Here is a 22,256-nt window from a genome sequence, read left to right on the forward strand (position 1 = left end):
CCCGCCCGCGTGCACTTGTCACGCTTCGGCCCCGCGCCGACAGCGTTTCGTTACTTTGCGTCCGCATGATGGCGGGCTTTTGTCACGGCCCATGCGCTGCCCATGCCGCGGCGCGGCCATCACGCGCGAGGGAGCGGCGAACCATGGGAACGAAGGGAATCACGCAGGCACTGGCCGGCGCCGGGGTGCTGGCCACGGTGCTGAGCGGCTGCGGCGGCGGGGACGGCACCGCGCCGGCCGCCACCGAGAAGGCGGCCGCCGTCGCCGCCGCCCCGGCCACGCAGGCCGTGACGACGCGGGTCATCGACGGGGCGCTGGCCAACGCGCTGGTGTGCCTGGACGCCAACGACAACGGCGCCTGCGACGCCGGCGAGGCGCAGGGCCGCAGCGACGCCACGGGCAAGGCCACGCTGCAGGTGCCCAGCGCCAGCGTCGGCAAGGCGCCGCTGCTGGCCGTGGTGGGCACCGACGCGGTGGACAAGGTGTTTGGCAAGGTCGCCACGCGCTTCGTGCTCCAGGCGCCCGCGGACCAGAGCGGGCTCGTCACGCCGCTGACCACGCTGGTGCGCACTTACCAGGAACTCGCGGGCGGGACCACCGCGGCGGCCGCCACGGCCATCCAGAACACCGCCGGCCTGGGCGTCTCGCCGCTGGCGGACTTCTCCGCCGGCACCGACGCCGCGTCGGTGCGCGCGGCCACGCTGGCGCGGCTGGTGGTGCTGACGCAGCAGCAGGCGGCGCTGGCGCTGCAGGCCGCCGTGGTGGGCAAGACCGACCTCGGCGGCGCCACGGCCACGCAGGCCGACCTGGACAAGGCCATCCGCATCACGCTGCTCGACGGCCTGCCCGCGCTGGGCGCGGCGGCCGCCACCGCGGCCGACACCAGCCTGACCCCGGCCGCCAGCAAGGAAGCGACGCTGCTGGCCATGGCCAGGGAAGCGGTGCCGAGGGACCTCAAGCTCGACGCCGCCAAGGCGCTGGCCATCATCGGCATGCTGAAGATGCCGCTGGAGTCCAACGCCGCGAGCAGGCAGCCCGGCGTGGCCCTGCGCGGCTTCAGCTTCAACGACGCCAACAACTGGTTCTACCGGGCCAACCTCAGCACCGCGGCCGACAACACGGCCGACGCCAGCGGCGCGACGCGCTACTACAGCGAGTTCGTGCGCAACGCCGCGGGCACGGTGACGCGCTGGGGCTTCCACGGCAATCCGGCGCGCGCCAACGACATGCACTGGAACGGCAAGGCCTGGGCCAGCTGCCCGCTGGGCTTCCGCAGCTCGCAGGCGCCGCGCGCGGCCGGCGGCTGGAGCTACAGCTATTGCGCGGGCCGGGAGACCGGCGTGTCGGCCACCCGGGCCGTGGACCTCGGCGGCCAGACCCTGCTGGCGGGCGTGACCCGGCTGCGCAGCTTCCCCGGCGTGCTCGACGGCGTGCCCTATGCGAGCTGGGGCCCCGCCAACCTGGACCTGCTGGGCAAGACCGCCAAGTTCCCCACCGGCTCCAGGCTGCGCTACCAACTCTCGCTGACGACCGGCACGGCACCGTCGTACGACGTGCAGGACTCGGCCATCGTGACCGCCTTCCAGGCCAGCATCGCCGCCGGCGGCGACGCGCGCACCAGCAGCTCGCCGGCCTGTGCCGCCGTGACCCCGGACAACGTGGCCAGCTACAGGATCAGGCCCGCCAAGCTCGAGAGCCTCGTCAGCCTCAACCCCGGCAAGCCGTGCATCTTCAAGGCCAGCTCCAACAGCAGCGGCACCAGCCTGGCCAACAACGAGTGGTGGAGCAACAGCACGGCCAGCCTGGGCAGCCTGGGCGGCGCGATGACGCAGCCCCCGGGCACCGGCGGCTTCTACACCAACAACGCGCTGCTGCGCGTGGCCTTCGGGGCCAACAACACGACCACCTACTACAAGTGCCTGGAGCGCAGCAGCGACGGTTCGGTGCGCAACTGCACCGTCATCGGCAAGGGCAGCTACGCCATCGCCACGCTGGGCGACGCGCGCGTGATGAGCTTCAAGAACCTGCCGCTGCTGTCGCAGCGCCAGGGCTTTTCGCGCGTGTTCGTGGAGCGCGGCGGCCTGATCCACGTGGGCTACCAGAACCACGCCCTGACGGTGTACACCCAGGCCCGGCTGAACATGCCGGCGGCCAACGCCGTGCTGTCGCAGCTCAAGGTGCCCGTGATCACGCCGAAGTGACGCGCGGCCGGGCGGCGCGCGCCTGCGCTGCCGCCAGGCAGCCGGGGCACGCAGCAGTGCGCGGCCGCGCGCCGCGCGCCGGCTACCTCTTCGGCGTGTACGGATTGGCCTTGAGATAGGCCTCCATTTCCTCGGGCGAGACCAGGTTGTCGCGGTTGGTGTCCACCTGGGACCAGTCGCGCACGTCGGCGGCGCTGAGGGTGCCGCTGCCGCTGACCTGCGGCGACACGCCGGTGGCCGGCGCCGCGGCGGTCGTGGTGGCCTGCATCGGCGTGCCGCCCGTGGCGGCGGTCTGCTGCGTCGCGGCGTTCGAGGCACAGCCCGACAGCACGGCGGCGATCACGCCGGCGCCGGACATCAGGCAGGCCAGGCGCAGGGTCTTCAGGTGGTTCATCGCAGTCTCCTCTCGGTGGCTGAATCGACAGACAGGCCAGTGCGCCGGAGGCATCCGGGCGCCGTCCGCAGCGCCGCTCGGCGCGTGGACCGGCCGGCCTGCAGCAAATTCGACGCCTTCTCCACGCACAGGTTTCACGGGCGGCGTGAGGCGGCGTCTTCAGCGTCGCTTCGGAAAAACCGCAAGGTGCGCGGCGCGCGGCCTCAGCCGCCCGGCGGCGGTGGCGGGGGCGGCTGCTTCAGGTCGCGCCCCAGGCGCCAGGCCAGCACGCCCAGCACCGCCACGGCCAGCGTCAGCAGCGCCCACAGCAGCCATTGGCGCTGCTGCGCGGGCGTGGCCTCGCGCAGTGCGTCCCAGGCGCCCAGGGGCGCCACCGTGCGCGGCTGCGGCGCGCCGGCCGTGGCCGCGGGCAGGCGGTGCTCCGCGCCCGGCTCCCAGCCGGGCAGCAGCGTCGCCAGCGGCAGCGTCGCCGCGGGGGCGCGCTCGCGCCCCGCGGCCAGCGTGAAGGGCGGCTGGCCGCGCGCGGCGAACACCAGCTGCGGCGCGCGCCACCACAGCGTGGCCTCGGGCGGCGCCGCCGGCAGCGGCGCGCGCGCATCCGGCTCCAGGCGCCATTCGCGCGCGGGCTGGCCGTCGAGCGGCAGCGGCGGGGCCTCGTCCACGCGGCCATCACGGCGCAGCCGGTAGGCCGTGAGCGAGGCCACCGGCCACCAGTCCACCGCGCCGCGCGCGGCCGGGCGCGAGGTGCGGCGCAGCAGCTGCAGCGGCACCACGGCGTTGTCCTCGGACAGGTGCAGCTGCAGCCGCTGCGCCGGCAGCGTGGCGCCGGCGTCCAGGCGCCAGGCGCGCTCGCCGTCGGGCAGCAGGCGCCAACGCGCGCTGTCCAGCCCTTCCAGGGGCGGCGCCACGGCCAGTTCCGCGTGCACCGACGCCAGCGTGAACGCGCCGCCGCGCACCACCAGGCGCAGGTAGCGGTGCGCCGCGTCGAGCCCGTGCAGCGCGATGCGCGGCTGGCGCAGCGCGCTGGCTCCGGCGGCGGTGCCGGGCACGTCCACCAGCGTGGCCTCGCCCACGTCGGACCAGGCCTGCGCGTCGCGGCTGGCCTGCACCGTGGCGCGCCGCTCCAGGCCCTGCGCCGATGCCGGCCAGTCCAGCCGCAGTGCGGTGGGGCGCTCGCGGCCCAGGGGCGACAGGTCCAGCAGCCAGGCCTGCGTGCCGGGCTCGGCCGGGCCGGACGCGGCCGCGGCGGCGCCCTGCACGTCGAGCACGGCGCCGTCGGTGCGCAGCCGCAGCGTCAGCGGCGCCGGGGCGGAGGCCGCGGCGTCCACCGGCCCGGGCCAGGCGAAGCGCGGCAGCGCCACCTCGCGCGCGGGCGGGGCCGGCACGGGCGGCGCCTCGGCCCAGGCCAGCGGCACGGGCTCGCCGGCGGCGTTGAAGATGCGCACGTCGGCCCAGCCGGGGCTGCGCGAGGCCTGCAGCAGCGCCAGCGGCAGCGCCACGCGCTGCAGCCCGGCGCCGCCGGCGGCCAGCGTCAGCGGCGCCGCGGCGGCGTAGCGCGCGGGGCGGTCGTCGCCGTCCTGGGACAGGGCCGGCGCGGCGGCGAGCAGCAGCGCCAGGGCGCCGCAAAGGCAAGGGGCGGCGCACTTCACGGCGCCACCTCCCGGCGCGGCGCGGACGCGGCCGGCGGCAGCGGCGAGACGTAGCCGATGACCAGCATCAGCGCGCCCACGCCCAGGAACGACACGATGCGCTGCAGCGCGCTGGTCTGGCCCAGGTCCACCAGCATCAGCTTCAGCACGGTCAGCGCCAGCAGCGCGGCGCCGGCCAGCCACACCGGACGCGCCAGCGCCGGCGGCACGCGCCGCGTGGCGACGAACATCGCCGCCAGCGCGCCCAGGGTCCAGGCGATGGTGAAGGTGGTCTGCACCAGCCCGCTGCCCAGCGCGCCGTCGAACCACGTCGGCGTGCCGGCCCAGTGGTGCAGCGTGCGCACCAGCAGGCTGTCGAGCCACCAGAAGGCCAGCAGCGCGCCGAAGCCCACCAGGGCATGCGCCGACAGCCGCGGCGTGCCGGCGCCCACCTCGCGCCACGTGCGGCGCAGCTGCAGCGCATACAGCGCCAGCAGCACGTGGCCCAGGTCGATGGGGTTGAGCAGCGGCAGGTAGGGCAGCGGCGCCATGCCGCCGTCGTCGAAGGCGTTCACCAGCACGCTCCACAGCGCCATGACGGCCAGCCAGGGCGCGGCCCAGCCGCGCAGCCAGGCGCCGGGGTGCGCGCGCATCGGCCAGCGCCCGCGCCGCAGCGCGCCCAGTCCCAGCCACGCCAGCGCGGTGGGCGCGGCCAGCACCGCGGCGGCCGTCCAGCCCTCGTGGCGCGGCGCCAGCGTCGCCATGGCGGCATGCGCCCACAGCGCCGCGCCGGCCAGCGCCACCCAGCCGGCGGCCGCGTGCTCGGCGCCGAAGCTGCGGCGCAGCGGCCCCGGCGCCGGGTCGTGGTCGAGCCGGTGCTGCACCCAGGCCGCGGCGGCGAGCCAGGCCAGCGTGGACAGCGTTCCCCACGGCATCCACCACTCCCAGCCGAAGCCGTGGTCGATGTGCTCGTCGAACACGGCTGACAGCCACAAGGGAATGCCCAGCGCGAGCGCCGGCCGGGCGGCGATCGAAAGCTCCGGCCAGCGCAGCGGCCGGAGCAGCGCCTCGAATAGCAGCGCCAGCGCGGCCAGCGCCAGCAGCGCGGACTGCGGCGTGTCGGGCGCGGCCCAGGGCGCGCGCGCCACCTCGCGCAGCGTGCCGGCCACGAGGTGCAGGGCGCCGGTTCCCAGCAGCGCGGCGTGCAGCCGGTACAGCCCGGCGGCCGTGGGCCGGGGCATGAAGCGGCCGCCGTCACCGGGCCAGCGCTCGGCCGCGGGGCCCAGGCGCTGCAGCTGCAGCGCGCTGAACAGCAGCGCCGCGGCGATCAGGGCCAGCATCAGGAACGGGGCATTGGCGAAGGGAACCGGTTGTGACGGCAACGGCTCGCCCCAGAAGGCGAGCAGCGCCAGCGCCTGCAGCGCCACGCCCAGGGCCAGCGCCCAGGCGCGGCGCTGGCGCAGCGCCACCCAGGCCACGCCGGCGCCCTGCAGCGCCCAGGCGACGGCGGTCCAGCGCGCGTCGTCCAGCGCCAGCGGCGCCACCAGCGCCGCGAACACCACGCCCAGCGCCAGCATTCCTTCCGTCACCAGGCGCAGCCGCTCGCCCAGGCGGCGCCACAGCCAGCGCCCAAGCAGCAGGTACACGGCGGCCAGCACCGCGGCCGAGGCCGCCAGCGCGTACGGGATGTCGCGCACCATGCCGGCCTGCAGCCCGAAGGCGGCCAGCGGCATGCCGAACAGCAGCGCGCCGTCGGCATAGGCGGCGGGCACGGCGGGCACGGCGGGGACGGCGGGGGTGGCGTCCCGGGCCGGTGCTTCCGACATCCGCAGCGCGTACTGCACCGCGACCCACAGGTACAGCGCCACATGCGCGACGAGGAAGGGCTCGGTGCTGGCCAGCAGGCCGGGGCGCCAGCTGGTGAAGCCCCAGCCCAGGCCGATGCCGAAGGTGAAGGCGAGACCGACCAGGTTCAGCAGCTTCCAGGCCTTGTGCCGCGCGATGAAGGCGATGCCGAGATTGAGCAGCAGGTAGTAGCTGAAGAGGGCGACGTGGCTGCCCTCGCCGGTGCTGGTGAGCACGGGCGCGAGGAAGCCGCCGGCCGTGCCCAGCACCGCCAGCGGCAGCGCGTCCTGGCGCAGCGCCAGCAGCGCGGCGCAGGCGCCCAGCGCCGCCAGCAGCGCGAAGGCCAGCGCCGCGGGCAGCAGCCCGTACAGGCGCAGCGCGGCGAACAGCGTCAGGTACAGCATGCCGATGCCCGCGCCCTGCAGCGACAGCGCGTAGCCGCGGCGCCGCTCGCGCAGCCGCCAGCCCAGCAGCACCAGCGCCAGCGCGCCGGCGGCGACAAAGGCCAGGCGCAGCTCGACGGGGATGACGGCGCGCTCGGCCGCGTAGCGCAGCAGGAAGGCCACGCCCAGGAACAGGATCAGCACGGCCAGCCGCACGATGGTGTTGCCGCCGGTGAACCATGCCTTCAGCGTCGCGCCCAGCGAGCTGGTCACGCCGAGGCTGCGCTCGTCGGTTTCCAGGGCGGTGGCCGGCGCCAGGGCGGGCACCGCCTCGGCGGGCAACGCAGGTGCGGCGACAACGGGTTCGGCCGCAACGTCCTGGGCCGGGCTGGACCCGGCCGGCTGCGTCGCCGCAACGTCGGCCGGAACCTCGGCCGGAACTTCGGCCGGAACTTCGGCCGGCGCTGCCGCCGGCTCGGCCGCGGGTACCGCGCCCGGCGCGCGTGCCGACTCCAGGGCCGCGCGCAGCTGCCGCAGCTCCGCCTCCAGCCGGGCCTGCCGGCGCAGCAGCCAGACGCCGAAGGCGGCCAGCACGCCGATGGCGAACGGCGCCGTGAAGGCCTGCGCCAGCACGGTGCCGAGCATCAGCGCCAGCAGCAGCGGCAGCCAGGTTTTCATGGGCCCTCCTTGGTCGTTGTTCGGCGCCCGCGCGACCGGGCGTACGCGGCACGCGGCTCAGGTCACAGCCCAACGCGTCCGGAACCGTTCCTCCCGCCATTCCCCGCCGTCCAGCACCGCGCACAGTGCCTGCACCGCGTCCCACACGTCGATGAAGCGGGTGTAGAGCGGCGCGAAGCCAAAGCGCAGCAGGCCGGGCCCGCGGCCGTCGCCGATGACGCCGCGATCGATGAGCGCCCGCATCACGGCGTGGCCCTCGGGATGCCGCCAGCTCACCTGGCCGCCGCGGCGCGCGTGCTCGCGCGGCGTGAGCAGCGTGAGCGGGTGCGCGGCGCAGCGCTGCTCCACCAGCGCGATGAACAGGTCCGTCAAGGCCAGCGACTTGGCGCGGATGCGGGCCAGGTCGGTGCGCTCGAACACGGCCAGCCCGCACTCCACCAGCGTCTGCGAGATGAGGTCCTGCGCGCCGCACGGGAAGCGGCCGCTGCCCGTGTGAGGTTGCTCCAGCGGCTCCGCGAAGGCCTCGGCGTGGCCCCACCCGCCCGGTGGCGACAGCCCGGGCTCGCCATGCCGGCGCGGCGCCAGCCACAGGAAGGCCGGCGCGCCCGGGCCGCCATTGAGGTACTTGCAGGTGCAGCCCACGGCCGCGTCGGCGCCCGTGCCGGGCAGGTCCAGCGGCAGCACGCCGGCGGAATGCGCCACGTCCCACAGCGCCAGCGCGCCGCGCGCGTGCGCCAGTTGCGTCAGCGCCGCCATGTCGTGCAGCGCGCCGCTGCGGCGGTCCACGTGCGTGAGCAGGAGCACCGCCGCGTCGTCGTCGAGCGCGGCTGGGAGGTCGGCGGGCGTGTCCACCAGGCGCAGCTCGTGGGCCTGGCGCAGCCCGCGGACCCGTCCTTGCGCGGCGTGCAGCCCGGCGGGGAAGTTGTCGCGCTCGGCAACGATGGCGCGGCGGCGCCCGTTGCGCAGCCGCAGCATCGCGCCCAGCAGCCTGGGCAGGCCCGGCGACGCGGCGTCGGTCACCAACACCTCGCCCGGGCCGGCCCCGATGAACGGAGCGAGCCGGTCGCCCAAGCGGCGCGGCGGCGCGATCCCGCCAGCGCCTGGGTCGGTGCCCACCGGGCCCTCGGCCCCCTCCCGGCGCACCACCTCGAGCGCGCGTGCCGTGGCGCCGCGTGGCAGCGCGCCCAGCGCGTGGCCGTCCAGGTAGACCACGCCTTCGGGCAGTTCGAAGGCCTCGCGCAGCGGTGCCAGCGCATCCCGGGCATCCAGATGCAGGCAGTCGTCGCGGGTGATGGGCATGGCGGTCGCTCCAGGGCCGGGTCGCTGCGGTCACTGTAGCGCCGTGCCGTCGCCGTGGCGCCGGCGGCGCACCTCGCGCGGGATGGCCCGCGCCGGCGCGTCTAAGATGAACCGAGGAACCTGCGCCTGCCTGGATGACGAACCAAGAACAACCCGGCTTCAACGCCCGCCTGCTGCACCGCTTCAAGGCCATCGCGGCCCCGTACTGGACTTCCGAGGAGCGCTGGCGTGCCGCCGGGCTGCTGGCCGTGCTGGTGGCGCTGCTGCTGGCGCAGACCGGCTTCGCGGTGGCCTTCAACCACGAGACGGGCGAGTTCACCTCGGCGCTGGCCGCGCGCGACGCCGACCGCTTCTGGGACTCGATCCGCCGCTTCCTGCTGTGGCTGGCCTTCGCGGTGCCGATCTATGCGCTGTACTACTTCGTGCGCGACACGCTGGGGCTGCGCTGGCGGCGCTGGATGACGTTCCACTTCCTGGGCCGCTACCTGGGGCACCGCGCCTACTACAAGCTCAATGCCCAGCCCGAGCTCGACAACCCCGACCAGCGCATCGCCGAGGACATCAACAGCCTGACCTCGCAGTCGCTGTACTTCTCGATGATCGTGCTGGGCTCGGTGATCCAGCTCGTGGCCTTCACCGGCGTGCTGTGGGGCATCTCGCGGCTGCTGGTGGTGGTGCTCATCGGCTACGCCATCTTTGCCACGTTCTTCACCGCGGCCGTGTTCGGCAAGCGGCTGATCCCGCTGAATTTCACGCAGCTGCAGCGCGAGGCGGACTTCCGCTTCAACCTGGTGCGCGTGCGCGAGAACGCCGAGCCCATCGCCTTCTACGACGGCGAGCCGCGCGAGATGACGGCGCTGCAGCGGGTGTTCGGCTTTGCCTACCGCAACTACCAGAAGGTGCTGCGCTGGCAACTGAAGCTCAACCTGTTCCAGTACGCGCACAGCTTCCTGACGCTGGCGCTGCCCAGCATCGTGGTGGCGCCGCAGGTGCTCGACGGCACGTTGGAGGTGGGCGCGGCGGTGCAGGCCGCCGGCGCGTTCTCGGCCATCCTGAGCGCGCTGACGGTGGTGGTGGAGCATTTCGAGGGCTTGAGCCGCTTCGGTGCCGGCATCGAGCGGCTGCATGGCTTCCAGGAAGTGCTCAACGAGCAGGCCACGCGCGAGGCGCGCGAGCGCGAGGAGGGCACCGACCACGTGCGGCTGGTGCATGGCGCGCAGCTGGCGGTGGAGGGCCTGAGCGTGCTGACGCCGCAGCGCGAGCAGGTGCTGATCAACAACCTGTCGTTCCGCATCCCGCCGCACGAGGGCCTGTTGATCGTCGGGCCCAGCGGCTCGGGCAAGAGCTCGCTGCTGCGCGTCATGGCGGGCCTGTGGAGCACGGGTCATGGGCGCGTGCTGCGGCCGTCGGGGGGGGACATGCTGTTCCTGCCGCAGCGCCCGTACCTGCCGCCGGGCAACCTGCGCACGCAGCTGCTATACCCCAACGTGGAGCGCGAGATCAGCGACGAGGAGCTGCTGCAGTGGCTGCAGCGCGTGAACCTGCCGACGCTGGCCGACCGCGTCGGCGGCCTGATGGCCGAGCGCGACTGGGGCAAGTTGCTGTCGGTGGGCGAGCAGCAGCGCCTGGCCTTTGCCCGGGCGCTGGTGGCCAAGCCGCGCTACGCGCTGCTGGACGAGTCCACCAGCGCGCTCGACGCCGCCAACGAGGAGCTGCTCTATGCGCAGCTGGCCGAGCTGTCCATCACGCCGGTGAGCATCAGCCACCGCCCGGCGGTGCAGAAGTACCACCGGCAGGTGCTGGAGCTGCAGGGGGAGGGCAAGTGGCGGCTGGTGGGGGCAGAGGGGTTCGAGTGGCGGTGACCTGGCCGGGAACATGTTTGAAACGGTCGTGAGCGAACTGGCATGCTGGCGTACAGGGCCGGCAGAAATGCCGTCCCTCTTCGCCGCGACCCATCGAGAGGAAGCCTTCCCATGATCACGACCATCACCACGTTCCAGTTGCCCCAGCCCATCACGCCGGAAGAGGCGAAGAAAATATTCCTGAGCACGGCGCCAAAATACCAGGAGGTGCCCGGCCTGGTGCGCAAGTGCTACATCCTGTCGGAAGACGGCAGGACGGCCGGCGGTGTTTATCTCTGGAAAACCCGGGCCGATGCCCAGGCGCTGTACACCGAAAGCTGGCGCGAGTTCGTGAAGGGAAAATACGGCACCGAGCCGACCGTCACGTATTTCGACAGCCCGGTCGTGGTGGACAATGCCACGCATCAAATCATCACGGCTGAATGATCTGCGCCGCCGCTTGAATCCGCGTTGAAAGGAGACAGGATATGCCCACTGGAACCGTCCGGCTGCACCGCGTACTGCGCGCGCCTGCGGCGCGCATCTACAAGGCTTTTCTCGATGCCGACGCCATGTCGAAATGGCTGCCGCCGTACGGCTTCGTCTGCAAGGTGCATCACCTGGAAGCCACGGTCGGCGGCACTTTCAGGATGAGTTTCGTGAATTTCGGTTCCGGCAATGCGCACTCCTTCGGTGGCGAGTATGTCGAGCTGGTGCCCGATGAGAAGATCTGCTACACGGACCGCTTCGACGACCCGAATCTGCCCGGCGAATTGCGGGTGACGGTGAGCCTGAAGCCTGTCATGTGCGGGACGGAATTGAGCATCGTGCAGGAGGGCATTCCGGAGGCGATTCCGGTCGAGATGTGTTACCTGGGCTGGCAGGAATCGCTGGCGCAGCTGGCCACGCTGGTGGAGCCGGAGATCCCGGGCTGACATGAGCGCCACCATCAGCTTCAACGATGGCGCCGCCTATGAGCGCTACATGGGCATCTGGAGCCGGTCCGCCGGCAACATCTTCCTGGACTGGCTGAACCCCGCACCCGGCCTGCAATGGCTGGACGTGGGCTGCGGCAACGGCGCTTTCACGGATTTGATCATTCGGCGCTGCCGACCGGCCATGGTTCGGGGCGTGGACCCGTCTGCCGAGCAGATCGAATATGCGCGGGCCCATTTGGCCTCGGATACCGTCCAGTTTGAAATCGGTGACGCGCAGGCCTTGCCGTTTGCGGATGACGGTTTCGACCTGGCCGTCATGCCGCTGGTGATTTTCTTCGTGCCGGACCCGGCACGGGGCGTGGCCGAGATGGCGCGCGTGGGGCGGCCGGGCGGTTGGGTGGCGGCTTATGCCTGGGACATGGCGGGCGGCGGTTTTCCTTACGCGCCGCTGCAGGAGGAAATGCGCGCCCTGGGCCTGGCCGTGCCGCTGCCACCGAGTCCGGAGGCCTCGCGCCTGGAAACGCTGCGGGGGCTGTGGCACGGCGCCGGGCTGGTCGAGGTGGAAACCACGGTCATCGAGGTGCAGCGCGAATTTCAGGGTTTCGAGGACTATTGGGACACCGTTCGCGGCGGGCCCAGCGTCGGGGCCCGGATCAGGGAAGTGAGCGCGGCCCAGAAAGCCGAGCTGCAGGCGCGGGTGCGCGCCCGGCTGGAAACGCGGGCAGGCGGCCCGTTCACCTGCAGCGCCCGGGCCCATGCCATCCGGGGACGGGTGGCGGGAGCTTGAGGACGATGCGGGACTTCATGCTTTGCACGGCCGCGGCGCCGTTGATGCGGCAGCTGCACCGGGCAAGGCCGGGCGCTCGTTAGACTGCGACGAATGCCCAGCCACTGCTGCTCTCGGAAGCCTGCTCCATGCCGCGCCAGCTCCTGATCAACCTGCACCTGCTGGCCGTCATCCTGTGGCTCGGCGGCATGTTTTTCGCCTATTTCTGCCTGCGCCCGGCCGCAGCCCAGGTGCTGGAGCCGCCACAGCGGCTGCCGCTGTGGTCGGCGGTTTTTTCGCGATTCCTGCCCATGGTGGCGGCCGCCGTGATCGTGATATTGGTCACGGGTTCCAGCATGATGGTCCAGACCGGTTTCAGGAATGCGCCGCCGGGCTGGCACGTGATGGCGGCACTGGGCAGCGTCATGGCCGTGATTTTTGCCTGGATATACCTCCTGCTTTTTCCCCGGCTGCGCCGGCATTGCGCGGCATCGAGCTGGCCGGAAGCCGCCCGCACCCTCAACGCCATCCGCCAGCTGGTGGGCGTGAACCTGGCGCTGGGCGTGGCCACGGTCGTGGCGGCGCTGTCGGCGCGCTGAAGGATTCAGCATCATGTTCGGTGTCGCCTCGCCCACGGCTGCACGTCGGCTTTTTGATTTCATGGAGCAGATTGCACCCCGGTTTGAGGCGGCTGGCTTCGACGTGGAGGGCATATTCCACAAGCGCTGGACCGATGGCGATTACGGCATGGTCCTGAAATGCCGAAGCCAGCCGGTGCTCTACCTGGGCATCTGGTCTGAGCTGTGGCGCGAGCGCGGACATACGATGTGCATCGGCGTGCACCGCGATCAATGGGCGCCGGTGGTGGTGGCACGGTTTCAACAGCGCTTTCCCGACTGCGAGACCTACCCGCCGCGGGATGCCAACCCTTTCCTGGTCAAGGGTGTGAACCCTGCCTTGTTGCTGGGCGATGCGGTGGAGGAAGTGTCGGTGTGGTTGCTGCGTGGGTATCTTGCGGGTTTCAAGCCGGGTTTTTGAGCAGTGGCTTGAATCTCCGGGTCAACCCTGTCCCACTTTTGGGGCAATGATCGGGCAGCAACGATGTGTATATTGGGCTTTCCTTCACTGCCCCAGGAGGCACTGCATGCAATCCCAAGTTCAAAGGCCCACCGGCGCTTTCGTTGGCGCTTCCTGGGCAGCATTGATGTTGGGAGTTTTGAGCTTTATGGTGGGACTCTGGAATGCACAGATGCAGCTCAATGAGAAGGGATATTATTTGACGGTGCTGCTGTATGGTTTGTTTGCGGCAGTTTCCTTGCAAAAGAGCGTGCGGGACAAGCTGGAGGGCACGCCGGTCACTGGAATATATTTCGGTTTGTGCTGGTTTTCCTTGGTCACCTGCCTGGTGCTGCTCTCGGTCGGTTTGTGGAATGCCGAGATGGCGTTGAGTGAAAAGGGTTTCTATGCCATGGCCTTTGCGCTTAGCCTGTTCGCCGCGGTGGCGGTGCAAAAGAACGTCCGGGACCTGTCGCTGTTGGAGCCGGAATCCGTGCTTGAACCCGAGCACAACGTCTGAAAATTCAATCCTGATGAGAAAGCCCGGCTTGCCGGGCTTTTTTCATTGGTCGGTCCGGAGACATCCTTCGAATGCCACGTGTCGGCAGGCATTGATGCCCAGCGTGGCGCATAACTGCGCCGGCCGCTCAACTTCCCACAGCGCAAGATCCGCGGCCTTGCCAAGCTCCAGGCTGCCGGTTTCGTTCGACAAGCCCAGCGCCGCGGCGGCATGGCAGGTGGCGCCGGCCAGCGCCTCGGTGGGCGTAAGCCCCAGCAGCAGGCAGCCCAGGTTCAGCGCGGCCAGGATCGAGGGCATGGGCGAAGTGCCGGGATTGCAGTCCGAGGCCAGGGCCATCGGCACGCCGGCGGCGCGCAGCTTCGCCACCGGCGGGCGCCGCGTCTCGCGCAGGAAGTGGATCGCGCCGGGCAGCAGCACCGCGACGCTGCCGCCATCGCGCAGCGCGGCAATGCCGGCGTCCGACACTTCCTCCAGGTGGTCCGCCGACAGCCCGCCGAATCGGCCGATCAGCTCGGCGCCGCCTAAGTCGGAGAGCTGCCCGGCATGCAGCTTCACGGGCAATCCCAGGTTCCGCGCCGTCTCGAACAGGCGTTCCACCTGCGCCGTGGAAAAGGCGATGCCTTCGCAGAAGGCGTCCACCGCGTCCACCAGGCCTTCGGCTGCCAGCGTGGGCAGCAGCTCGCAGCACATGGCGACGTAGTCGTCGGCGCGCCCGGCGTACTCGGGCGGCAGCGCATGCGCGCCCAGGAAACTGGTCTTGACCCGCAACGGCAGCTCGCGTCCCAGCCGCCGCGCCACGCGCAGCATGCGCGCCTCGGCTTCAGGCTCCAGGCCGTAGCCGGATTTCACTTCCAGCGTCGTCACGCCCTCGCGCATCAGGTTGCGCACGCGCGGCAGGCTTTGCGCATAAAGCTCTTCCTCGCCGGCCGCGCGCGTGGCGCGCACGGTGCTGAGGATGCCGCCGCCGCGCCGCGCGATGGCCTCGTAGCTCTCGCCGCCCAGGCGCAGCTCGAATTCCTCGCTGCGCTGCCCGGCATGCACGACGTGGGTGTGGCAGTCGATGAAGCCCGGCAGCAGCCACGCGCCGCCGCCGTCGTGCTCCCGGGCGGCGGTGGCGCCGGCGGGCAGCGCGGCCTGCGGCCCCAGCCAGGCGATGCGCCCGCCGCGCACGGCCAGCGCGCCGTCGCGCACCGTGGCGCCGGGGTCGGCGGCCGTCAGCGGCATCAGGTGGACGTGGCGCCAGAGCGCGTCCCAGGCTGGCGCGGCACTCATGGCGTCAATCGCTCCAGAGCGCGCCGAGCACGCCGGGCAGCGCCTGCGACACCGCGCCCTGCAGCAGCAGCGCGCGCGCCGCTTCCATCTCGGGCGCCAGCAGCCGGTCGCGGTCGTAGTGCCGCACCTGCGTGCGCAGCAGCGCGCGCAGCGCCTCCAGCGGCTCGGAACTGGTCAATGGCTGGTGGAAATCCACGCCCTGCGCCGCGCACAGCCACTCGATGGCGACGATGGTGGCGCTGTTGAGCGCCATTTCCTGCAGCCGCCGCGCCGCGAAGGTGGCCATGCTGACGTGGTCCTCCTGGTTGGCGGAGGTGGGCAGGCTGTCCACGCTGGCCGGGTGCGCCAGCGACTTGTTCTCCGAGGCCAGCGCCGCGGCCGTGACGTGGGCGATCATGAACCCGGAATTCAGCCCCGCGTCGCGCACCAGGAAGGGCGGCAGCCCGGAGAGGTTCGAGTCGATGAGCAGCGCGATGCGGCGCTCGGCCAGCGCGCCGATCTCGGCCACCGCCAGCGCGACCTGGTCCGCGGTGAAGGCCACCGGCTCGGCGTGGAAGTTGCCCCCCGAGAGCGCCTCGTCGCCGAACAGCAGCGGGTTGTCGGTGACGGCGTTGGCCTCCACCGCCAGCGTGCGCGCGGCCTGCAGCAGCAGGTCGCGGCAGGCGCCCATGACCTGCGGCTGGCAGCGCAGCGAGTACGGGTCCTGCACGCGCTCGTCGGCCACCAGGTGCGAGCGCCGGATCGCGCTGCCGGCGAGCAGCGCGCGGTAGGCGCGCGCCAGCGCGATCTGCCCGGGCTGGCCGCGCACGGCGTGGATGCGCGCGTCGAAGGGCGCGTCGCTGCCGCGCGCGGCGTCCACCGACAGCGCGCCCACCGCCACCGCGGCTTCGAGCACCCGCTGCGCCAGGAACAGCCCGTGCAGCGCCAGCGCGGTGGACACCTGCGTGCCGTTGATCAGCGCCAGCCCTTCCTTGGGCGCCAGCGCCAGCGGCGCCAGGCCCGCGGCCTGCAGCGCCGCGCCGGCCGGGCGGCGCACGCCGTCCATGCGCACCTCGCCCTCGCCCATGAGCGCCAGCGTCATGTGCGCCAGCGGCGCGAGATCCCCTGAGGCGCCGACGCTGCCCTTGGCCGGGATGCAGGGCGTGATGCCGGCATTGAGCAGCGCCAGCAGCGACTCGATCACCACCGGCCGCACGCCGGAGAAGCCGCGCGCCAGGCTCGCCGCCTTGGTGGCCAGCACCAGCCGCACCACGGGCTCGGGCAGGTCCTCGCCCGTGCCCACGGCGTGCGACAGGATCAGGTTGCGCTGCAGCTGCGCCAGCTGGTCGTCGGGGATGTGCGTGTGCGCGAGCTTGCCGAAGCCGGTGTTGATGCCGTAGGCCGGCGCGCCGTGGGCCAGCAGCGCGTCCACGGCCGCGGCCGAGGCGCGCACTGGCGCCCAGGCGCCTTCGGGCAGGGTGACGCGTGCCGGGGCGCGCCACAGGCGGCGCCAGGTGTCGAGCGCCACGGCGCCGGGTTCGAGCAGCAGGTCGTCGGTCAAGGCGGGGCTTTCCGTGTCAGCGCAGCATCGGCAGCTTCAGGCCGTGGCGGCGGGCGCAATCCTGCGCGGCGGGGTAGCCGGCGTCGGCGTGGCGCATCACGCCGCTGCCGCAGTCGTTGACCAGCACGCGCGCGAGGCGGCGCGCCGCCTCCGGGGTACCGTCGGCCACGATCACCATGCCCGCGTGCTGTGAGTAGCCCATGCCGACGCCGCCGCCGTGGTGCAGCGACACCCAGGTCGCGCCGCCGGCGGTGTTGAGCAGCGCGTTGAGCAGCGGCCAGTCGGAGACGGCGTCGGTGCCGTCGCGCATGCCCTCGGTCTCGCGGTTCGGGCTGGCGACGCTGCCGGTGTCGAGGTGGTCGCGGCCGATGACGATCGGCGCCTTCAGCTCGCCGCGCGCCACCATGTCGTTGAAGGCCAGGCCGGCACGGTCGCGCTCGCCCAGGCCGAGCCAGCAGATGCGCGCCGGCAGGCCCTGGAAGGCGATGCGCTCGCCGGCCAGGCTGAGCCAGCGCTGCAGCCCGGCGTTGTCGGGAAAAAGCTCGCGCACCTTGGCGTCGGTGCGGCGGATGTCCTCGGGGTCGCCCGAGAGCGCCACCCAGCGGAACGGGCCCTTGCCCTCGCAGAACAGCGGCCGGATGTAGGCCGGCACGAAGCCGGGGATATCGAAGGCGCGCGCGACGCCCGCGTCCAGCGCCACCTGCCGAATGTTGTTGCCGTAGTCCACGGCCGGCACGCCCAGCTCGCGCAGCGTCAGCATGGCCTGCACGTGGGTGGCGCAGGACTCGGCCGCGGCTGCGCGCAGCGCGGCGTGCTGCGCCGGGTCCTGCTGCGCGGCTTCCCAGCGCGACAGGCTCCAGCCGCGCGGCAGGTAGCCGTGCAGCAGGTCGTGTGCGGAGGTCTGGTCAGTGACCAGATCGGGCTTCGGGCCGCCGGCCTGGACGCGGCGCACGATGTCGGGCAGCACCTCGGCGGCGTTGCCCAGCAGCCCGACGGAGACGGCCTCGCCGCGCGCGGTGTGGGCCTGGATGCGCGCCAGGGCGTCGTCGAGGTCGCGCGCCTGCGCGTCGAGGTAGCGGGTGCGCAGCCGCGCGTCGATGCGGGCCTGGCGGCACTCGACGACCAGGGAGCAGGCGCCGGCCAGGCTCGCGGCCAGCGGCTGCGCGCCGCCCATGCCGCCCAGGCCCGCGCTGAGGATCCAGCGCCCGCGCGCGTCGCCGCCCCAGTGCTGGCGCGCGGCTTCCATGAAGGTCTCGTAGGTGCCCTGCACGATGCCCTGGCTGCCGATGTAGATCCAGCTGCCCGCGGTCATCTGCCCGTACATGAAGAGGCCGCGCCGGTCCAGCTCCTCGAACTGCTCCCAGCTGGCCCAGCGCGGCACCAGGTTGGAGTTGGCGATGAGCACCCGCGGCGCGTCCGCGTGGGTGCGGAACACGCCCACGGGCTTGCCCGACTGCACCAGCAGCGACTCGTCGTCGCCGAGCTCGCGCAGCGAGGCCAGCAGCTGGTCGAAGCAGGCCCAGTCGCGCGCGGCGCGGCCGATGCCGCCGTAGACCACCAGCCGCTGCGGGTCCTCCGCCACCTCGGGGTCGAGGTTGTTCTGCAGCAGCCGGAACGCGGCCTCGGTCTGCCAGCTGCGGCAGTGCAGCTGCGTGCCACGTGGCGCGCGCACCACGCGCGCGGGGTCGAAGCGGGGATCGGCGGACATGGCGCTCTCCCGGTGGGCGGGGGGTTACTGCAGCGGCAGGCTCAGGCGCAGCTGCACGAAGTCGATGGCCGGATTGGGGCTGGCCAGGCCGGCGTTGGAGAAGTGTTGATAGCGCAACGACACGTCCATGCCGCCGGCGCTGCGCCAGCCCACGCCGAGGTGGTCGCCGAAGGTGAGGTTGCTGCCCGGCTGCTTGTCCACCGTGCGAAAGCGCGGCGAGAACACGTTGGCGCCGATGCCGGCCTCGGCAAAGAAGCCGCGCCGCTCGCCGCTGCCCCACCAGCGCAGCACCGGCGTGTAGCCGAACTGGGTGAAGTTCTCCCGCCCTTCGGGCACGTCGGCACGCAGGCGGCCGAGCGCGATGTCGTGGTAGCCGGTGAGCAGCCCCGAGCCCAGCGGGCGCGACCAGGACCAGTCCCAGTTCAGCCCGATGGTCAGGGCGCGGGTGTCCGACTGCTTGCCGAGCTGGACGAAGGCGTGGTCGGGTTGCCATGGCGACGAGTCGCCGGGGGCGGCCAGCGCCGCAGCCGGTGCCAGCACGAGCGTGGCCATCAAATGACGCATCCGAGATTCTCCCATTGCGGTTGCGGCGGCAACCTCCTGCCGCCCATGGGAGCACGATAGCTCAGACCGCGTGCCTGTGCCCCGCGCCGGCTCGATGATCGGCGGCCGCGCTCAGTCCAGCAGCTCGATGTCGCGGCTTTCCACGAAGCGCTGCCAGTCGGCGCGCGGCATGGCGGTGCTGCCGCGGTAGTCGCCGTCGTGCCAGCTCAGCGTGACGTCGTCGTCGCCCTCGTCGTACTGCACCGGGCCGGGTCGGATGGCCAGGGCCGGGCCGTCGCCCTCGCGGTACTCGACCTGGCCCGTGATGCGCGCGTTCCTGCTCATGGCGACTCCTTGCCGAAAGGAAAGGGCAACGATAGCAACCGGGGATAGCCCGGGCCCCAAACCCGCGGTGCCCACCGGGGCAAGGAGGGCGCTTCAGTCGAAGTCGGCGTCCAGCACCACGCGGTAGCGGGCCTTGCCCGCGCGCAGGTGCGCCAGCGCGTCGTTGACACCGCTCATCGGGAAGCGCTCGACCAGCGCCTCGACGCGGTGGCGCGCGGCGAAGTCGAGCATGGCCTCGATGGCGGTGCGCGAGCCCGTGGGTGAGCCCGACACGCTCTTGGCGCCGCCGATGAGCGTGAAGGCCGACACCGCGATGGGCTGCGGCACCGCGCCCACGACGTGCAGGCGTCCGCGTGGCGCCAGGGTGGCCATCAGCGCCTCCCAGTCCAGCGCGGCATTGGCGGTGTAGATGATCAGGTCCAGCGTGCCGGCGATCTCCGCCAGCGCCGCGGGGTCGGCACCGTCCACCACCTCGTGCGCGCCCAGGCGCCGCGCCTCGGCATGCTTGGACTCGCTGGAAGTGAAGGCCGTCACCGCGCAGCCCCAGGCCCGCGCGAACTGCAGCGCCAGGTGGCCGAGCCCGCCGATGCCCACCACGCCCACGCGCGCCGTGGGCGGCAGGCGCAGGTCGTGCAGCGGCGAGAACACCGTGATGCCGCCGCACAGCAGCGGCCCGGCGCTGGCCGGATCCAGCGCGGTGGGCAGCGGCACCACCCAGGCCCAGTGCGCGCGCACACGCTCGGCGAACGCGCCGGGACGGCCGACGATGGTGGGCTGCGCCTGCGGGCACAACTGCTGGTCGCCGCCCAGGCACCAGCGGCAGTGCATGCAGCTCGACGCCGTCCAGCCCAGGCCCACGCGCTGGCCGATGTCCAGGCCCAGCGCCTCCTCGCCCAGCGCCACCACGCGGCCCACCGCCTCGTGCCCGGGCACGAAGGGCCAGCGCGTCTGCCCCCATTCGTCGTCGAGCATGGACAGGTCGGAGTGGCACAGGCCGCAGTGCTCGACGGCGATTTCCACCTCCTGCGGCTCCAGCGGACCCGGGTCGAAGCTGTAGCGCTGCAGCGGCTGTCCGGCCGCATGCGCGGCCCAGGCGGAGATCAGGGTCATGTCGGCGCTCGGGAAAAGGCAGGGACGCCCGCTGCGGCAACGGCCGTACCCGGCGGTGGCATGCCTGGCATGGAGACCATCGCGCCCCGCGGCGTCGCGCTACGCATCGAGCGTCGCTCCCCGAAGGGGTTTCGAACCGTTCCACGGCACCTCGCAGCCATTTGAGCCGGCGCCGGTTTGCCGTGGCGCCCATCGCCGGAACGTCCAAAACGGCAATTGCGAACTAACAACCCAGCGTTTGGCGTGGTGGCGGCTTCGTCGAGAGATGTTTTGTGATGCCAGCGTTTTGGTGGCGGGCTGTCCGTGTCAGGAGAAAAGCAATGAAGGGAGGAAGGTGTGTGTGAGGTCATGCTCAGGGCATTACCGGGATGTCGCCTTCTCCAGGACTCGTGTACTGTGCAACGCCAGGTTGTTAGTTCGAAAACGAGGGCCGGACACCGCTTTTGACTGCATGAATGGCGTGACACTCGGCCGACATGTGTACGGTTGCCGGCTTTCAGGCAGTTCCCGCGTTCGAAGCGGGCTGCCCCCTTGACAATGGAAACGCACTGGAAGGCGCGCTCATGACCAAGGACACGACCACACGGATCAAGGACAACGGCCTTCGTTACGCCAGCAAGGTGTCGGGCTCCCCCTTCAGCGGGCGGGGTCAGACGCGCTCCTGCTTCAAGTGCGGCCAGCACCGCTCGGCCGACCAGTTGCAGAGCCAGCGCCTGCTGGGCCGCGTGCACATGGTGTGCAAGCCCTCGTGCAAGGCGCTGGCGCTGGCAATTGCCGCCGGCACGTTGCCGCAGCCCGAAGCCGCCGCGGCGCTGGACGTCGCCACAGCCTTGCCCGACACGCCGGCCTGAGCCGCCGGCCGCCCGCCCCGGGCTCCGCAAAGGCATTCCACCGGCAGCACACGCCGCCGCTTCAGCCCGGCGGAGAACCTTCCTGTTGCCGTGCCGGCATGCCGGCGCTTCCAGCCCCGGCCCCGGCCGCTTCCGCAACGCAGCGCACCGCGTCGCCGACCCGGACGCGCCCGCCACGCAGCACGCGCGCGGTGACGCCGCCGTGGCCGCGCATCGCGGCGTAACCGCCCGGGCCCAGCACTTCTTCCATGCGCGAGCAGGGCTCACACGGGCCCGTCACTTCCAGCTCGACTTCGTCGCCCAGCCACAGCCGCAGCGGCACCACGGGCAGCGGGCTGCGCGCGGCCGCCAGGTTCAGGCCCGACACCACCAGGTTGCGCCGCAGCAGCGACGCATCGGGCAACGGCCGATTCAATAGCGACGCCAGTACCGGCAGGTGCTCGGCCTGGATCAGCGTCACCTGGCGCCGCCCGCCACCTCGCCCGGCGGCGCTGCGGTCGCCCTGCAGTCCGCGCCCGGCCAGCGCCAGGGTGTCGGCGACGTGGACTGCCGCCGTGCCCCGGGCCGGGCGCAGCCAGATCGCCTCCAGCCGACCCGGGCCCGGCACGCGAGCCACCAGCTCGCGCAGCAGCATGTCAGGCCTGCGGCGTCTCGCCGCTGCCTTGCGGGACTGCGGGCGCGGCATCCGGCGCCGGACTGCCCACGGCGCCTTCCGCAGCCGGTGCCGGCGCCGCGGCAGCGTGCTCGGCAGTGGCGGGCGCCTCGGCCTTGCGCTCGGGGCGGCGCTGACCGGCTTGTCCCGGGGCGCCGTCGCGCCGGCCGCCCTCGCCACGCGGCCCCGGCGCGCCGCCCTCGCGGCGCGGACGGTCCTCGCGCGGCGGCAGGGCGGGACGTTCACGCGCCTCTTGCCGGGCCTGTGCCAGCTGCGCCTCCAGCGCCTCGGGCTTGATGCCCTTGAGCACGCAGAAATTGGGCAGCGACAGCGTAGTGCGCTCGAAGTCGCGCAGCAGCGTCGCGCGGGCGCGGCGTTCCGGGTCCATCTCGCGGATCGGCGCCTCGGCCTCGCGGCGCGGCGCGTCGAAGCGCTCGCCACGCTGCTCGCGATGCTCACCGCGCGGCTGCGGCGGCGCGCCGTCGGCGCGGCGTGGTTCCATCCCGGGGCGGCCACCTTCGCGCTCGCGGCGCGGGCCGCGGTCGTCGCGGCCGCGCGGCGGCTGGCCGCCGGCCGGAGCGCCATCCTGGCGCCGAGGCTGTCCCTGCGGTTGCGGGCGGCGCTCACCGCGCTCGGCATTCCCGGGCCGGCCACCTTCGGCGTGGCGCGGCGGGCGCTGCTCGCCG

The 22,256-nt window shown here is 72.6% G+C and carries 20 protein-coding genes and 1 pseudogene; 9 read left to right on the plus strand and 12 right to left on the minus strand.

The genetic code is table 11. The annotated features are described in order from the left end of the window. The first annotated feature begins 143 nt into the window (after nucleotides 1-143). Nucleotides 144-2,201 carry a hypothetical protein gene (locus tag FJ694_RS23070; RefSeq protein ID WP_157269671.1) on the plus strand — a complete coding sequence of 686 codons (2,058 nt, stop codon included), beginning with the start codon at nucleotides 144-146 and terminating at the stop codon, nucleotides 2,199-2,201. A gap of 82 nt (nucleotides 2,202-2,283) precedes the next feature. On the opposite strand, the gene FJ694_RS23075 is transcribed toward FJ694_RS23070, so the two are convergent. The 4 genes from FJ694_RS23075 to FJ694_RS23090 all read right to left on the minus strand — a co-directional run bounded on the left by FJ694_RS23075 (nucleotide 2,284) and on the right by FJ694_RS23090 (nucleotide 8,428). Beyond that, entirely contained in the window at nucleotides 2,284-2,595 is a 312-nt protein-coding gene (locus FJ694_RS23075; protein ID WP_157269672.1) for a hypothetical protein, read from the minus strand. A gap of 203 nt (nucleotides 2,596-2,798) precedes the next feature. Next, complete coding sequence (locus tag FJ694_RS23080) at nucleotides 2,799-4,244, minus strand: DUF3999 family protein (RefSeq protein WP_157269673.1); 1,446 nt, start codon at nucleotides 4,242-4,244, stop codon at nucleotides 2,799-2,801. Beyond that, complete coding sequence (locus tag FJ694_RS23085) at nucleotides 4,241-7,129, minus strand: DUF2339 domain-containing protein (protein WP_157269674.1); 2,889 nt, start codon at nucleotides 7,127-7,129, stop codon at nucleotides 4,241-4,243. The genes FJ694_RS23080 and FJ694_RS23085 overlap by 4 nt, the downstream gene beginning before the upstream one ends. A 57-nt stretch (nucleotides 7,130-7,186) precedes the next feature. Continuing rightward, entirely contained in the window at nucleotides 7,187-8,428 is a 1,242-nt protein-coding gene (locus FJ694_RS23090) for a kynureninase (protein ID WP_157269675.1), read from the minus strand. Nucleotides 8,429-8,562: 134 nt separating this feature from the next. On the opposite strand from FJ694_RS23090, the gene FJ694_RS23095 reads away from it, so the two are divergent. The 7 genes from FJ694_RS23095 (at nucleotide 8,563) to yiaA (ending at nucleotide 13,549) form a co-directional block, all read left to right on the plus strand. Then, nucleotides 8,563-10,290, plus strand: a complete 1,728-nt coding sequence (locus tag FJ694_RS23095; protein ID WP_157269676.1) for an ABC transporter ATP-binding protein/permease — start codon at nucleotides 8,563-8,565, stop codon at nucleotides 10,288-10,290. 111 nt (nucleotides 10,291-10,401) lie between these two features. Continuing rightward, entirely contained in the window at nucleotides 10,402-10,716 is a 315-nt protein-coding gene (locus FJ694_RS23100) for a YdhR family protein (RefSeq protein ID WP_157269677.1), read from the plus strand. Between the two features lie 41 nt (nucleotides 10,717-10,757). After that, nucleotides 10,758-11,204 carry an SRPBCC family protein gene (locus tag FJ694_RS23105; RefSeq protein WP_157269678.1) on the plus strand — a complete coding sequence of 149 codons (447 nt, stop codon included), beginning with the start codon at nucleotides 10,758-10,760 and terminating at the stop codon, nucleotides 11,202-11,204. 1 nt (nucleotide 11,205) lies between these two features. After that, nucleotides 11,206-11,994 carry a class I SAM-dependent methyltransferase gene (locus FJ694_RS23110; protein WP_157269679.1) on the plus strand — a complete coding sequence of 263 codons (789 nt, stop codon included), beginning with the start codon at nucleotides 11,206-11,208 and terminating at the stop codon, nucleotides 11,992-11,994. Between the two features lie 128 nt (nucleotides 11,995-12,122). Beyond that, on the plus strand, nucleotides 12,123-12,572 hold the full coding sequence (locus tag FJ694_RS23115; RefSeq protein WP_157269680.1) for a CopD family protein: 450 nt from the start codon (nucleotides 12,123-12,125) through the stop codon (nucleotides 12,570-12,572). A 13-nt stretch (nucleotides 12,573-12,585) separates the two neighbouring features. Beyond that, complete coding sequence (locus FJ694_RS23120) at nucleotides 12,586-13,011, plus strand: hypothetical protein (protein WP_157269681.1); 426 nt, start codon at nucleotides 12,586-12,588, stop codon at nucleotides 13,009-13,011. A 106-nt stretch (nucleotides 13,012-13,117) separates the two neighbouring features. Next, complete coding sequence (gene yiaA, locus FJ694_RS23125; protein WP_157269682.1) at nucleotides 13,118-13,549, plus strand: inner membrane protein YiaA; 432 nt, start codon at nucleotides 13,118-13,120, stop codon at nucleotides 13,547-13,549. A gap of 42 nt (nucleotides 13,550-13,591) precedes the next feature. Here yiaA and hutI read toward each other — a convergent pair whose 3' ends face one another. The 6 genes from hutI to ahr form a co-directional block, all read right to left on the minus strand. Further along, entirely contained in the window at nucleotides 13,592-14,821 is a 1,230-nt protein-coding gene (gene hutI / locus FJ694_RS23130; RefSeq protein WP_157269683.1) for an imidazolonepropionase, read from the minus strand. 4 nt (nucleotides 14,822-14,825) lie between these two features. Next, nucleotides 14,826-16,361 (minus strand): histidine ammonia-lyase, encoded by a 1,536-nt coding sequence (hutH, locus tag FJ694_RS23135; protein WP_157269684.1) that lies wholly within the window; start codon nucleotides 16,359-16,361, stop codon nucleotides 14,826-14,828. Between the two features lie 16 nt (nucleotides 16,362-16,377). After that, nucleotides 16,378-18,069 (minus strand): urocanate hydratase, encoded by a 1,692-nt coding sequence (gene hutU / locus FJ694_RS23140; RefSeq protein ID WP_157269685.1) that lies wholly within the window; start codon nucleotides 18,067-18,069, stop codon nucleotides 16,378-16,380. A 24-nt stretch (nucleotides 18,070-18,093) separates the two neighbouring features. Next, entirely contained in the window at nucleotides 18,094-18,621 is a 528-nt protein-coding gene (locus tag FJ694_RS23145; protein WP_157269686.1) for an acyloxyacyl hydrolase, read from the minus strand. A 123-nt stretch (nucleotides 18,622-18,744) separates the two neighbouring features. After that, entirely contained in the window at nucleotides 18,745-18,957 is a 213-nt protein-coding gene (locus FJ694_RS23150; RefSeq protein WP_157269687.1) for a hypothetical protein, read from the minus strand. Between the two features lie 93 nt (nucleotides 18,958-19,050). Next, nucleotides 19,051-20,067: an NADPH-dependent aldehyde reductase Ahr gene (gene ahr / locus FJ694_RS23155; protein WP_157269688.1), complete on the minus strand. Its 1,017-nt coding sequence runs from the start codon at nucleotides 20,065-20,067 to the stop codon at nucleotides 19,051-19,053. A gap of 563 nt (nucleotides 20,068-20,630) precedes the next feature. Between ahr and FJ694_RS23160 the strand changes: the two genes are divergently transcribed. Next, nucleotides 20,631-20,918 carry a hypothetical protein gene (locus FJ694_RS23160; protein WP_232540182.1) on the plus strand — a complete coding sequence of 96 codons (288 nt, stop codon included), beginning with the start codon at nucleotides 20,631-20,633 and terminating at the stop codon, nucleotides 20,916-20,918. A gap of 61 nt (nucleotides 20,919-20,979) precedes the next feature. Here FJ694_RS23160 and FJ694_RS23165 read toward each other — a convergent pair whose 3' ends face one another. Next, on the minus strand, nucleotides 20,980-21,552 hold the full coding sequence (locus FJ694_RS23165; RefSeq protein ID WP_157269689.1) for an MOSC domain-containing protein: 573 nt from the start codon (nucleotides 21,550-21,552) through the stop codon (nucleotides 20,980-20,982). A gap of 1 nt (nucleotide 21,553) precedes the next feature. Then, nucleotides 21,554-22,256, minus strand: a pseudogene (locus FJ694_RS23170) (hypothetical protein); the annotation flags it as partial.

The organism is Azohydromonas aeria, from assembly GCF_009760915.1.
GTDB lineage: Bacteria > Pseudomonadota > Gammaproteobacteria > Burkholderiales > Burkholderiaceae_C > Azohydromonas > Azohydromonas aeria.